This is a genomic window from Photobacterium sp. HL06 (assembly GCF_059552575.1).
Window position 1 is genome coordinate 1,197,327 of sequence record NZ_CM183915.1, and the last position, 13,928, is coordinate 1,211,254.

Consider the following 13,928-nt stretch of genomic DNA (forward strand, 5'->3'; position numbering starts at 1 on the left):
AGAAAAAGCATATATGTAGTTGTCGTGCGTAGTAGCAAAGAAACCTTCAACTCGACATATTGCCAAGGGTGTCCATCAATTAGTTCAAACAGAGAAGAATTTAGTTTATTCAAAATGTGTGATTGGAAACATCCAAAACATGCACTGCCTAATTGCTCCTCTCCCCACCAAGTGCGATAATCCTTAATGAAAGCGCTTTCACTAGGCATTCAAAGACCAGTTCATTAATGAGCGCCTTGTCAATTCAAGCTACAACCAATGGTAAAAACACTGCATGTTACGAAGTCCCCATTAATCACTATTACTGAATCAGGAACAAAGGATGAAAACAAAAAAAATGAGATCTATACGGTATAAATATCCACTTTATTTTGTCTTTTTCATGTTGGTTGTAGGATTAATGACCACTTTAGGAATAAACTACTGGGTTTCTCCCAAACTAGTCGCAAATGAAGAAGCCATTATCGAAGGCGCACTACAAGATATCAATGATGTAATCTTAACGGAACTAGAGCAAGTTCAAGCACAACAGCGGACAATCACCCAAACCATTCCTCTCGTCTCTAGTGAGCAAATTGATCAAATTTTGCCAAGTATGGTCGATCAATACGGAAAGCTTCAAGTTTTCGGTGGCGGTATCTGGCCTTTGCCAGGGAAACGCCAACAAGGCGTTGAAAAATACAGTACATTTTATCACCGTGATGCCAACAATAAGCTTGTTGAAAATACCTATTGGAACTCTGCTGACTCAGCCAATTACTACGAACAAGTTTGGTACAAAAATGGCCTAACGGCTCCTCAAGGGCGATGTGCTTGGGCACCTGCATACCAAGATTCGGCCAGTAATGAAGCTAGAACAAATTGTGCCATGTCGATATTTAAGCAGGGCGAACGCTATGGTGTTGCTACGATTGATCTTACATTGGGTTTTTTCAATAACCTTGTCGCTGAAAAAGAGAAAATGTTAAACGGGGATATCCTTATCATTGAATCTGAAGGTAAAATACTAAGCAACACACGCAGCATTAATCGCCCACTCATACTTGAAAATCTATCTTCTATTACTCAACAGTCTTCATTTGCAGCTAATGTTAACCGTCACCTAACTCAGATTAATACGAGTAATCAATTACAAGTCAACTACGTTAATAATGGTATAAATCACACTCTTTTCATGCATCAAATTACAGGCACGCCATGGATAGTCGCATTTAGCATTGAAACAGATCTAATACAATCAACAACCAACTCGATCATGATGGCCTTAGCATCAATTCAACTTCCCATCGTAGCCGCTATTATTATTTTTTGCTTTATTGTATTTTCAAAACTAACTCAGCGCCTTGAATCATTACGAAACAACATTCGGTCGCTGTCATCAGGAAATGCCGATTTAACAACTGTTATCAAAACAAATTCATCTGATGAAGTTGCAGATATTGCGGAATCTGTCAATCACTTCATTATATATTTAAAATCCATGATCATGGATATTTCACAGGCCTCTGCTCATATCTCTGATGGAATCAAGCAACTTAATGTGCAGTCAGATAACAATAACCAGGCATTAAACGAACACGCAACCGAGACCGATCAAGTCGTTGCTGCCATCACTGAATTGAGCGCAACGGCTGAGACAATCGCACACAGCGCCAACGACACTGCCGCAAATACTAATAAAGCCAGTGACGATGCACAATTAGCAAAAAGTGATGTAGTTGAGGCATCTAGCAGCATGAGTATCTTAGTGGAAGAAGTGGCCACAGCATCATCAAGCATTAATACTATGAATGAAAATACTCAACAAATTGTTAGTGTACTAGGTGTAATAGGAGAAATTGCAGATCAAACAAACCTTCTGGCACTCAATGCCGCAATTGAAGCAGCACGAGCAGGTGAGCAGGGGCGAGGTTTTGCAGTTGTAGCCGATGAAGTGCGATCACTTGCAGCGCGTACTCAGACCAGCACAACAGAAATTAATGAAATATTAACGAAGTTACATCAAGATGCGACCAATGCAGTTACCGCAATGGAAGTCACCAAAGCAAGCTGTGAACGTACAGCTGCAAATGCAGAGCGCGTATCAAACAGCTTGGATGCAATGACAGGTTCTATCTTTGAGATTAGTGACTTAAGTACTCAAATTGCAACTGCTTCTGAAGAACAAAGTTCAGTAAGCGAAGAAGTGAACCGTAATATGAACAATATCCGTGAGATGATTTATGAATTGACTCAAAATAGTCAAGCGACAGTAGACAGTACACAAAGCCTGTCTGCTGCGAACTCACAGTTAGACACTCTAGTAAACAAATTCAAACTTCAATAGCCTGAATATTACTCTTTAATTGTAATTATTGATTATGTAGCTAAAACTTCTTGTACAAAATAAATAAACGGCCCTGAGCTGATGCCCAGGGCCGTTCTCCGTTCCGTACTATCCTGTGTTCCAAGCAGGATTTTAACCAAGCCCTTAGGCAGCTTGGCTAAACCAACCTTGTGGTTGGCCTGAATCTATTAAGCGTGCAGTAACGCCATAGATTCTTTTGCGATAATCCACTCTTCATTGGTTGGGTGTGCTTATGTATAGCAAGAATTACTTGTACAGAAAATTACTAACAACACTTACTAAAATCAAATTGACCTGACAAAACTACAGGGATTGACCATTTACGCTTAATTGCACATCAATATTGCCTTTCACTGCATTGGAGTAAGGGCAAACATGGTGCGCTGTTGTGACTAACTGTTGCGCTTCTTCTTCAGGTAAATCGAGGGTAATTGCAAGGCTTACTGATAATGCAAATCCGCCAGTGCTATTTGGGCCAATACCAACTTGAGCTGAAACTGGCGCTGAACTGATCTTCACTTTATTTTCACGGGCAACGTGCAAAATGGCATTTGAAAAACAAGCAGCGTAACCTGCTGCAAATAATTGTTCTGGGTTTGTCGCCTCGCCGCTCCCCCCCATCTCTCTTGGATAGCTTAAGTGTAATTCCAGTTTGCCGTCATCTGTCGCAACCTGTCCATTTCGACCTGCCGAAGCCGTTGCCGTGGTTGAGTAAAGCGTTGTCATCTGCATCTCCTTGGTATGGGTTCTTTGAATATCTCACACAATAAACATTGCGCTGTGAGAGTGTGAGAATGCCAGATAGCAAGCAACAACTTGATGATAAGAAGGGTTCTTTGGATGTAAAATCGTCAGGTTTAGTATTAGAAAACCAAGTCTGTTTTTCCCTGTACAGTGCTGCAAATGCCATGGTTCGTGCTTACCGCCCAATGTTGGAGCAACTCGATTTAACCTACCCTCAGTATTTGGCAATGATGGTGCTTTGGGAGAACAATGGCATAAACGTCAAAGAGTTAGGCGCAAAACTGCACTTGGATTCTGGTACGTTAACCCCATTACTAAAACGCCTTGAAAGCAAAGGATTGGTAACCAGACGACGCAGTGAGAAAGATGAACGCGTGAGAGAGATGTTTTTAACCCCAACAGGTGTCGAACTCAAAAACCATGCCGAAGGCATTCCCAACGCCATGTTCTGTAAAAGTGATTTGCCACTTGATGAATTGCTCGCCCTTAAAGCAACCTGCGAGAAATTAGTTAATAACTTGTGTTAAAGGTCACGCTTTTGGATTCAACTAAATTGCTGAACAGGGACTAATTACAACTAGAACTCAGTCAGTTTGTACTTCTGTAGCTATGTGGCAAAAAGGTGAAGTCTTTGAACTCACACTTGATGAGGTGATTTGACCCAGAAGAAGTGTTACAGGTCTATCAAGATTTGATGCGTACGCAGAAATTAAAAAACGGCCCTGAGCAGATGCTCAGGGCCGTTTTCCGTTCCGTAATATCCTGTGTTCCAAGCAGGATTTTAACCAAGCTCATAGGCAGCTTGGTTAAACCAACCTTGTGGTTGGCCTGAACCTATTAAGCGTGCAGTAACGCCATAGATTCTTTTGCAATAACCCACTCTTCATTGGTTGGAATAACCATTGCCAGAGGGGTGTTAGGCATAGTGATAACACCTTGATTACCGAAGCGTGCAGCAGCATTTGCAGCTTCATCTTCACGGTAGCCAAAAATCTTCAGATTTTTCAGAATTTGGCTACGGATCGGTAACGAGTTTTCACCAATACCTGCGGTAAAGATAATACCGTCGAGTTCATCCAGTGCCACCATGTAAGAACCGATATACTTAGCAACACGGTAAGTGAAGATTTCAAACGCTAGCGTTGCGCCCTCATGACCTTCTTCCATCGCTTCAATGATGCCACGGCAGTCACTTGTTAGGCCGGAAACACCTAGCAGGCCAGATTTCTTGTTCAGCTCGTTAAAGACTTCTTCCTGAGACCAGCCTTTTTTCAGCAGAAACTCGATGATGCTTGGGTCAAGATCACCACAACGTGTACCCATCATCAGGCCAGCAAGTGGAGTAAAGCCCATGCTGGTGTCAACGCTCTTACCGTTCTTAATGGCACAGACAGATGCACCGTTACCCAGGTGAACGGAGATGAAGCTGCTTTCTTCAACAGGCTTGTTGATAATTTTAGCGGCTTCACGGCTGACGTAGTAGTGGCTGGTACCGTGGAAACCGTAACGGCGAATACCGTAGTCGTTGTATAGCTTCTGAGAAATCGCTCCCGTATAAGCCTTAGCCGGCATCGTCTGGTGGAAAGCCGTATCGAATACCGCATACTGAGCCAGCGCAGGGAATGCCTTCATTGACGCACGCATACCAATAACGTGAGCAGGGTTGTGCAGTGGAGCAAGATCGCTTAGCTTCTCGATTTCTTCAAGAACGCTCTCGTCTACTTTCACTGTTTTAGTAAACTTCTCTCCACCGTGTACAACACGGTGACCAACAGCTACGATATCTTGCTTGATACCCAACTCTTCAAGCAAAGCTACGATGCGGTCAACCGCCTGCTGGTGATGGTTACCAGAATCATCAAGTTTGTATTCTTGTTTCTCGCCGTTGATCTTCCAGCTAACATTAGCTTCAGGCATGCCGAAACACTCACCCAAACCGCTCAGGGTTGCTTCACCGCTAACAGTATCGATTAGGGCGAACTTCAGTGAAGAACTACCAGAGTTGATTACAAGTACTAGAGAATTGCTCATAGTTATCTCATCAGAATATTTAGGGCTTAAGGACAAGTGTTGTCCCGTTACACGTCTTTTTCTAGACTGCAGAGGAAAATGTGTGGAGCAGCATTTTCTCAGCATTATATATTTTGATTACATTATTCAATTTTTTTTGAATAACTCAACTTTTGTTTTCAAAAAAATCAAAAAAATTGAAAAATCACTGGTTCAGATCAAGTTTGCAGCAACGAAAACGTTTAACCTTGAACAAATTTCGCCCATCACTTAAATTTTTGTTGAATGTTTCAGGCTAGTTTTCAAATTTTTTGAGTGCCAATTTGAATGGGCCATACCTGTACTGCATTCAAATTGGGATTTACAAATTTAGGAAGTACATATGATCATTAAACCGATTGTAAAAGGGGTAGTTGCACGCTCTGCACATCCCCTCGGCTGCCAGGAAGCCGTTCGCCGTCAAATCGATTATTGTCAGTCTTCACACGCTGTAACAACGGGTCCTAAACGCGCCCTGATCTTAGGCGCGTCATCAGGCTTTGGCCTTGCGACCCGAATTGGCCTGGCCTTTGGCGGGACACGCACCGATACCCTTGGCGTCTCGTTTGAACGAGGCCCGTCAGAAAAAGGCGTTGGCAGCGCCGGGTGGTACAACAATATTTACTTCAAACAGGCCGCAGAGGAATTCGGCCTGCAGGCAGGCAACCTTGTGGGTGATGCTTTCTCCGATAAGTTACGTCAGCAGGTCGTTGAAAGGATCAAGTCAGATTTTGGCGGTAAAATCGATCTGGTGGTATACAGCCTCGCGTCCGGTGTGCGTCCAAACCCAGAAACGGGCGAATTTTGGCGCTCTGCCATCAAGCCTATCGGCCAGTCCGTCCAAGGCGCAACCATCGACCTTGAACATGAGGTCATGAAGGAAGCCACTCTGCCTCCGGCTTCAGAGCAGGAGATCCATGACACCGTGAAAGTCATGGGCGGCGAAGACTGGGCAGAGTGGATGCAATTTCTAGCCGACGCCGGCGTGCTGGCCGATGGCTGCAAAACGATAGCGTACTCCTATATCGGCCCAGAAAGTACCTACCCAATCTACAATCACGGTACGCTAGGAAAAGCCAAGCAGGATCTTCACCATACAGCCGATATCATCCACCAGCAGCTTCAGGCGATAGGTGGTGAGGCTTATGTGGCCGTCTGCAAAGCCCTTGTAACCAAAGCCAGCGTATTTATCCCGGGATTGTCTCCCTATATTCTGGCATTGTTCAAAGTAATGAAAGAAAAGGGGCTACATGAAGGGTGTATTGAGCAGATACAGCGCCTGCTCAGTGCCAAACTCTACCCAACGAACAGCAAGGCCGTTACTGATGACAACCGCCTGATAAGGCTCGATGACTGGGAGCTACGTGAAGATGTTCAAAGGGAGGTCACCGCCCTGATGGAGCAGATCACACCAGATAACTTTAAACAGCTGGGTGACTACGACGGCTACCTGAGTGACTTTTTACAACTGAACGGTTTTGGCTTTGACAATGTTGATTACCAGCAAGATATCAGTGTTGACTTTCTCAGCAGTCTAAAACCGTAATACGGGGTGGAAACAGTTAATGCCAGGTCCTCCAATTATATGTAGTACCTGGCAAAAAACTGGCGAAGCCACTCCAATTACAGTTAATTTGTTGTATCAGAACGAGCCCGTTCGCAACCTGCTGATATACAGCTCACCTCTCAAAGTGGCGATAACGCTCAAACAGGCCTTCAATATCATTGCTGCACATCAGGTCCATGTTTTGTTGCAGGGTCTGCAGCGGCCAATCCCACCATTTCATCTCCAGCAGCATCTCAACCTGCTCATCACTGAAGCGTTTCTTCACCCTTTGCCCGGGATTACCCACGACAACGGCATAGGGTTCGACATCTTTCGTTATCACGGCCCGGGCGCCAATCACTGCCCCGTCACTGATCTTGATACCGGGCATAATCACGCACTCAGAACCAATCCACACATCATTGCCGATCACCGTATCGCCGGCCCGCTCAAAACCTGACTTTACCTTGTTGCCAAATTGGCTGACATCAAAGGGAAATGAAGAGACCCAATCATGGCGGTGGCCCTGGTTACCCGCCAGCATGAAGGTGGCGCCAGAAGCGATCGAGCAATACTTGCCAATGATAAGCTGGTCAACCTCACCAAAGATGCCCGACTCCCAGACTGCACGGGTGGAATGATCCCCCAGCAGGTACCGCACACATTGATCCTCAAAGTGCTTGTCGTGGTAGTAACCGGAGTAATACGTATGCGCCCCTACGCTAATATTCGGATTATTGATATGTTCCCGCACCTCATAACCGCCAAGCCATGAAGGAAATATGGATGATGACATAGCCACCCCTTTTTATAATGTATCGCCGCCTGCCTGCCCCGAAGAACTGTACGGCACTGCCTTTTTCACTGCTTTTGCTGAAAAGTATAGTGATGATAATCATATCAACAAATGGCAGACGCTGATTCTTGTCGAGCGCATCACAGCCCAACACCTGAATTCAGGTCAGTCGTACAATCGTGACTAGCCATTCGTCATGTAGGTTATAGATTCCTATACAGCATGAGTTTCAAATCTCAGAATTCATAGAAAAAATAGGGTAATCGCGATAAAGATAGCAAAACGTTAATATGCACGTTGTAGAACTTACTAGTGTGTATTAACAATGAGATGTAAGCGACAGGAAGCCTATTGGAGCGCCCTATATGGATGGATTCGAAATCATGACAGCAAAAAAAGAAACAGATATACGCTGTGTCATTTTTGATTGTGACGGCACCCTTGTAGATAGTGAAAGGCTCTGTAATCAGGCACTTGTTAATATATTCAATCAGTTTGGCGCCACGTTGAGCCTTGAAGAATGCATGAGCCATTTTCAGGGCGGTAAGATGGCCGATATTCTTGCCGAAACCCGTGAGCGCGCGGGTATCCATGTCCCTATCGATACTCTTGAACCGCTATACCGCGAGGAGTGCCGGCAACTATTTGAGCAGGGGCTTGCTCCGATCGAGGGGGTGCCTGAATTACTGGAGGCCCTGTCGGCGATAGGCTGTGATATGTGCATTGCTTCCAATGCGCCGATCAAAAAAATAGAGCATACCCTGGGCCTGACAGGGCTACTGCCTTATTTTGAAGGTAAATTATTTAGCGGGTTTGAGGCCAACAGCTGGAAACCAGAGCCGGATATCCTGCACTTCGCCGCGATGAACATGGGGGTCATGCTGAAAGAGTGTGTCTTTGTCGATGATACGATTAAAGGGGTCCAGGCTGGGATCAATGCCGATATGCGTACTTTTCACTTTGCTGCGACACCGCATTCGGCCCAAATCAACCACCCTTGTGTCACAACCATCTCGGCCATGCCGCAGCTGCTTGACTACCTCTAGCCCTGTACCATACCAACAGTCAGCACTATGACTTGTCCTCATCCCCGGCAAAGCTATCCCAGGATGTTGCCCAGTTTTGCTGCTGGTACTCCTTGGTTGCGGTAACATTCTGCGGTCCGACTTCACATTCCGGTTCAGTACTGTCTATTGCCAAGTCATTGGCGAGCTCAGGCGACAATGCCGGAGCAAGTTGAACTGTATGCTCGGTTTCACCATCACGGCTGGCAATTGCATCAGCTTGCGCCATATCCCCCATAAGCTCACCAGCAGCCAATGATGCCAGCACATCCTCGTCAGGACGATAGCTTCTCCGGCTATACACCTTGTCCAGAAGTTCGATCACGGCATGTCGCGCAACAGGTTGGTGCTTGAGGATCTTATAGACTGAATTAGCGACACTCTGGGCTGCCAGAATGGATTCAATCCCAACGTACTGCGCTACCTCGTCACGCTCGGCCTTGGCTGTATTATGGCCAAAAGCATGGGCTAGCGAAAACCAGACATAAGCAATGGCTGCATCATTGGCATCCGAGCCTAAATGCATTTTTGCCGTCAGGAACTGCGCTTCGCTGCTTCCGGCCTCGGCCGCCCTTTCCAGCCAGTAGATAGCCCGGTTCTTATCCTTGGCAACCCCGACACCACTTTGATAGCAAAAAGCCGTTTTGATACACCCCCTGACATCTTGGTTGATCGCAGCACGCACACGCCAGCCCATCGCCATCAGTGGTTCTTTTTCTGGATTGTTCTCGGCAACATACCAATCTCCCAGAAACAGCTGCGCATCAACAACCCCTTTCTCTGCTGCAGCGGTGATATTTTCTATCCCTGCCTTGGTATCAACTTCGGTACCTTGGCCCTGCACTTGATAACTGCCCAGCAGGTAAAGCGCTTCAGGCTCTCTGCTCTTGGCGGTAACCACCTGCTGCCAGTAAGTTGATTTTGCCTCGCCATCGGAATCTGACGGATCAAGGCGGCATAGCCGGGCAAGTGCATTCTGGGCGATATCATTGTTTAAATCCGCCGCCTTTCGATACCAATATATCGCCTTGCTAATGCTGATCAGCTCATACTCTTTGGCCAACGACAACTGGCTGGAGACATGCCCAGTCCGCGCCTTGAAGATTTTCTCTTCGCGCTCGGCAGCTTTGGCCTTTTCCAAGACCCGCTTATATTTTTGATCTTTGAGGAACTGCTCCTGTACCCTGCGATGCTGCTTTTTCACCACCGCAAAATATCGAACAATCACCCAAACCAGCACTACTCCGGCAAGACTCAAGCCGATCACCAGGTTTGACATAACCCCTCATGCAAACAATTTTCTACATTCTATATAACGGCAGCTTGCCGCATAACTACACCTATTATGCCAGAGGAAATACCCACACAATAAATGCCGTTTGGAAATAGTGAGATAGAGAAATATAGCAAATGAAGATAGCACTGTTATTCGGGGGGGCTTTACGGCAGCGATCTATTACTCCGCCAGGGGCGTCCGTTGGTTACACTCAAAGTAACCAACGACCTGTTCCTTGATCATTGATCCGTGCAAGTGGATGGCAATCACTGTGTTTATCTAGCCAGGTTGATTGTCTGGCTGATATACAGAATGAGGGAAGTGACCATGTTATCTATTTTTGATATCTACAAAGTGGGGGTTGGGCCATCTAGCTCTCACACCAACGGCCCGATGCTGGCCGGGTTCGATTTTTGCCAGAAAGTGGAGGCGATATTGAACAACATCGACCGTATTCAAGTCGATCTTTACGGTTCACTGTCCCTCACGGGTAAAGGCCACCATACCGACCGCGCCACCATTCTCGGCCTCATGAGTAACACCCCGGACAAGATTGATATCGAGCAGGCCAACAAGGCAATGGCCGAAGGCATCCAGGCCAAGGCAATCAAGCTTGCTGGCAAAAGAGCCATAGGCTTTGATCCGGACACCGATATGCTATTTCACAGCAGCAGCCTGCCGCTGCATGAGAACGGCATGACCATCAGTGCGTTTGATCCAGGCGGTAACCAGCTCTTCATCGAGACCTACTATTCAATTGGCGGCGGGTTCATTGCCACTGCCGATGAGCTACAACAAGGTAAATCCTCCGATAAAGTCACCGTCCCTTACGGCTTTCACTCTGCGGAAGATATCCTCAATAACGCCGAGAAAGCAGGCCTGAGTATTGGGGCTATGATCCTGAGCAACGAGCTGGCTTTTCGCTCTCAGGAAGAGCTCGATGCCAAAGCCGAACAGATTTGGGCTGTGATGTCTTCTTGTATGCAGCGTGGATTTAAAACCGAGGGAGTCTTAGAAGGCGGCCTACATGTTATTCGCCGCGCCCCGGCACTGCTAAAAAAACTTCAAGCCAATAAAGAGATTGAGAATGATCCAATGACCATTCTTGACTGGGTAAACCTCTTTGCCTTTGCCGTCAGTGAAGAAAATGCAGCGGGCGGGCAAGTCGTTACCTCACCGACCAACGGGGCTGCCGGGGTGATCCCTTCTGTTTTGATGTATTACAACAAGTTTGTCTGCGAGCTCGATACGCCTCAAATAGAGGATTTTTTGGCCGTTTCAGCGGCAATTGGCATGCTGTATAAAATGAACGCTTCAATCTCTGGTGCTGAAGTCGGCTGCCAGGGTGAAATCGGCGTCTCATCATCCATGGCGGCAGCAGGCCTGACCGCAATACGCGGTGGCAGCAACGGGCAAATCTGCATGGCTGCAGAAATTGCCATGGAGCATTCTCTGGGTATGACCTGCGATCCAATTGGTGGCTTGGTACAGATCCCATGTATCGAACGTAATGCGATGGGGGCGATAAAGGCTATCAATGCCTCACGCATGGCTCTCAAGCGCAATAGCAAATCGTTGATCTCTCTTGATAAGATCATCGAGACCATGTACCAGACCGGTAAAGATATGAACAAGAAGTACCGGGAAACCTCGCTTGGAGGCCTCGCGATGATCCACCTTGCCCCACCTTGTGAATAAAAAAAACCAGCCGCTAAACAGCGGCTGGCTTTTTCATCACGAAACGTAACGTTTCAGTTAATCAAACTCAATCAAGTTCGTTTCATACTGACCAAACTGCGCTTGAACTTTTTTCGACGCACCGCCAGTCATTGAGCTCACGGCAATGATTGAAATCGTCGCGAAGATGAAGCCAGGAACGATTTCATATACATCGAAGATACCGCCTGTTAGCTGTTTCCAGATAACCACAGTCAGCGCACCAACCACGATACCCGCCAGGGCACCGTTACGGTTCATCCCAATCCAGAACAGGCTAAGCAGTAGTGCCGGACCGAATGCCGCACCAAAACCAGCCCAGGCATAAGACACCAGGCCGAGTACCGTGCTATCCGGGTTCATCGCCAGAACAAGCGCAACGATAGACAGAACGATAACCGCCACACGGCCAACCAATACAATCTCTTCTGTTGAAGCTTGTGGACGGAATACCTGCTTGTAGAAATCTTCAGCCAGTGCCGATGAAGACACCAACAGCTGTGAGTCAGCCGTACTCATAATTGCCGCCAGGATTGCCGCCAGTAGAATACCGGCAATAACTGGGTGGAAGATTGAGTTCACCAACAGCATGAAGATTTTCTCGCCGTCAGCCAGTTCACCGGCCAGCTGGTTGTCGACGAACAGAATACCAACTAGGCCAACTAACATCGCACCAGCCATCGACAGTGCAGTCCACGTCACCGCGATGCGACGTGCAGTACCGATGTCTTTGTTAGAGCGTGTTGCCTTGAAACGAGCCAGGATATGCGGCTGGCCAAAGTAGCCAAGGCCCCAGGCCGCCAGAGAGATGATCGCAATCGCTGACAGTGGCTCACCTTTCACATCATTGAACACTGTCATCAGCTCAGGGTTCTTCGCTTCCAGTGCCATAGCCAGCTCACCAAAGTCACCGCTCATCGCAGCAATCGGCACAATAAGCAGTGCAGCTGACATCAACAGGCCCTGAACAAGGTCAGTCCAAGACACGGCAAGGAAACCACCAAACAGGGTGTAGGAGACAACACAAACGGTACCGACAATCACAGCGACGGTGTAATCAAGACCGAATACGGTTTCAAATAGCTTACCACCGGCAACCAAACCTGAACTGGTATAGAAAAGGAAGAACAGCAAGATAAAGAATGCTGAAATGGTTTGGATCAGTTTAGATTTATCGTCAAAACGGCGAGCAAGGAACTCAGGCAGCGTTAACGCATTGTCTGTAGTGATACTGTATGTACGCAGGCGCTTGGCACAGATCAGCCAGTTTAGCCAAGTACCGATCAGCAGGCCACCAGCCAGCCACAGTGATTCCATACCTGCAGCGTAGGCATAACCCGGAAGGCCAAGCAGTAGCCAGCCACTCATGTCCGATGCACCAGCAGACAATGCTGCAGGCCAAGGGCCAAGAGTACGGCCGCCTAGGAAATAGTCGGCTGAGTTTGCTGTTCGCTTGTAAGCAATATAACCAATCGCCATCATACCGATCAGATAAACGATAAACGTTCCTGTAATAGCAAAGCTATTTTCTATCATTGTCGAGTTCCCTCACTGAGAGCCCCTGTCCATAGCAGGGGCTTTTGTTTATGGTGCTGAAAAGGTTTCAGCTAAGTTGTTAAAAGTACATTCCACCGAGATTTGTTCCATTCAAGTCATCGGAGAGAAGACTTGTGATAACAACTCTCGTTAGTGTTCTTCACCACTCCCCAATTCAAGCAGTGTCGCGTTACCGCCAACCGCTGTGATATTGATGGTTCGTGTTCTTTCGGTCACGAAGCGTAGTGAGTACGTTGGGCTACCGATAACAGGCAGTGACTCACAATCAGTCTCGCTGATCAGCTGAGCCAGTAGTCCGTCACGGGCAGCCAGTTGGCGTGCCAATGCCTGTGATGTTGATAGCTTACCGGCATACGCCACGCCAGCAACAGCCGGGTGACTAACCAGATCAGCAAGCTGATCACTATCAATTGCAGTGATAACACCGCGAGCACAGCCGCTTTTTTCCAGCTGTGCAACCAGTTCACCCGCCGACAGCGCAAAATCTGACGGTAGGCAAACGAAAACCGTATTTCCTGTTACCAGGGCAGCAGCAACCTGCCCGGCAACAGCCACCAATGATGCCTCGGCATCGGCGGTCACAATGAAACTGCCGCGCCCTGCGCAGTACAGCTCATTGGTTTCACCCGTAGGCCCCGGCATCAGCAGCGTTTCCGCTACATGCTCGGCAGCATTGCGGCACTGGAATTCCACCATTGCCCGCACCTCAGGTGCCAGTTCTTCCGTCCAGCGCCCCAGGATCTGAGTACGAGCCTCATAGCCCAGGCCGTTCCAGCCTTCCCAGGCCGCTGAGCTGTTATCTACCATTGCTTGAATACTTGTCGTCATAGCTT

12 protein-coding genes are annotated in these 13,928 nt (G+C 47.4%); 6 read left to right on the plus strand and 6 right to left on the minus strand.

Annotation, left to right across the window (positions count from 1 at the left end; translation table 11 throughout):
- Positions 1–322: 322 nt before the first annotated feature.
- Positions 323–2,326 carry a methyl-accepting chemotaxis protein gene (locus AC51G0_RS23540; protein WP_496304082.1) on the plus strand — a complete coding sequence of 668 codons (2,004 nt, stop codon included), beginning with the start codon at positions 323–325 and terminating at the stop codon, positions 2,324–2,326.
- 324 nt (positions 2,327–2,650) lie between these two features.
- Here AC51G0_RS23540 and ohr read toward each other — a convergent pair whose 3' ends face one another.
- Complete coding sequence (gene ohr / locus AC51G0_RS23545) at positions 2,651–3,073, minus strand: organic hydroperoxide reductase Ohr (RefSeq protein ID WP_496304083.1); 423 nt, start codon at positions 3,071–3,073, stop codon at positions 2,651–2,653.
- A gap of 68 nt (positions 3,074–3,141) precedes the next feature.
- On the opposite strand from ohr, the gene ohrR reads away from it, so the two are divergent.
- Complete coding sequence (ohrR, locus tag AC51G0_RS23550; protein WP_496304084.1) at positions 3,142–3,618, plus strand: transcriptional regulator OhrR; 477 nt, start codon at positions 3,142–3,144, stop codon at positions 3,616–3,618.
- Between the two features lie 310 nt (positions 3,619–3,928).
- Here the strand turns inward: ohrR and AC51G0_RS23555 are convergent, their stop codons facing one another.
- Positions 3,929–5,122 carry an acetate/propionate family kinase gene (locus AC51G0_RS23555; protein WP_496304085.1) on the minus strand — a complete coding sequence of 398 codons (1,194 nt, stop codon included), beginning with the start codon at positions 5,120–5,122 and terminating at the stop codon, positions 3,929–3,931.
- A 361-nt stretch (positions 5,123–5,483) separates the two neighbouring features.
- Between AC51G0_RS23555 and fabV the strand changes: the two genes are divergently transcribed.
- Positions 5,484–6,686, plus strand: coding sequence for an enoyl-ACP reductase FabV (gene fabV / locus AC51G0_RS23560; RefSeq protein ID WP_496304086.1), 1,203 nt, complete (start codon positions 5,484–5,486; stop codon positions 6,684–6,686).
- A gap of 133 nt (positions 6,687–6,819) precedes the next feature.
- Here the strand turns inward: fabV and AC51G0_RS23565 are convergent, their stop codons facing one another.
- Entirely contained in the window at positions 6,820–7,482 is a 663-nt protein-coding gene (locus tag AC51G0_RS23565) for a CatB-related O-acetyltransferase (RefSeq protein WP_496304087.1), read from the minus strand.
- On the opposite strand from AC51G0_RS23565, the gene AC51G0_RS23570 reads away from it, so the two are divergent.
- Positions 7,469–7,669: a hypothetical protein gene (locus tag AC51G0_RS23570; protein ID WP_496304088.1), complete on the plus strand. Its 201-nt coding sequence runs from the start codon at positions 7,469–7,471 to the stop codon at positions 7,667–7,669. The genes AC51G0_RS23565 and AC51G0_RS23570 overlap by 14 nt on opposite strands.
- Positions 7,670–7,847: 178 nt before the next feature.
- Positions 7,848–8,528: a 6-phosphogluconate phosphatase gene (yieH, locus tag AC51G0_RS23575; protein ID WP_496304089.1), complete on the plus strand. Its 681-nt coding sequence runs from the start codon at positions 7,848–7,850 to the stop codon at positions 8,526–8,528.
- A gap of 25 nt (positions 8,529–8,553) precedes the next feature.
- On the opposite strand, the gene AC51G0_RS23580 is transcribed toward yieH, so the two are convergent.
- Positions 8,554–9,825, minus strand: coding sequence for a tetratricopeptide repeat protein (locus AC51G0_RS23580; protein WP_496304091.1), 1,272 nt, complete (start codon positions 9,823–9,825; stop codon positions 8,554–8,556).
- A gap of 324 nt (positions 9,826–10,149) precedes the next feature.
- On the opposite strand from AC51G0_RS23580, the gene AC51G0_RS23585 reads away from it, so the two are divergent.
- On the plus strand, positions 10,150–11,520 hold the full coding sequence (locus AC51G0_RS23585) for an L-serine ammonia-lyase (RefSeq protein WP_496304092.1): 1,371 nt from the start codon (positions 10,150–10,152) through the stop codon (positions 11,518–11,520).
- A 57-nt stretch (positions 11,521–11,577) separates the two neighbouring features.
- Here AC51G0_RS23585 and putP read toward each other — a convergent pair whose 3' ends face one another.
- A complete protein-coding gene (gene putP, locus AC51G0_RS23590; RefSeq protein ID WP_496304093.1) occupies positions 11,578–13,074 on the minus strand; it encodes a sodium/proline symporter PutP in 1,497 nt (498 codons plus the stop codon).
- A gap of 150 nt (positions 13,075–13,224) precedes the next feature.
- Complete coding sequence (locus AC51G0_RS23595) at positions 13,225–13,923, minus strand: aldehyde dehydrogenase family protein (RefSeq protein WP_496304094.1); 699 nt, start codon at positions 13,921–13,923, stop codon at positions 13,225–13,227.
- Positions 13,924–13,928: the final 5 nt, after the last annotated feature.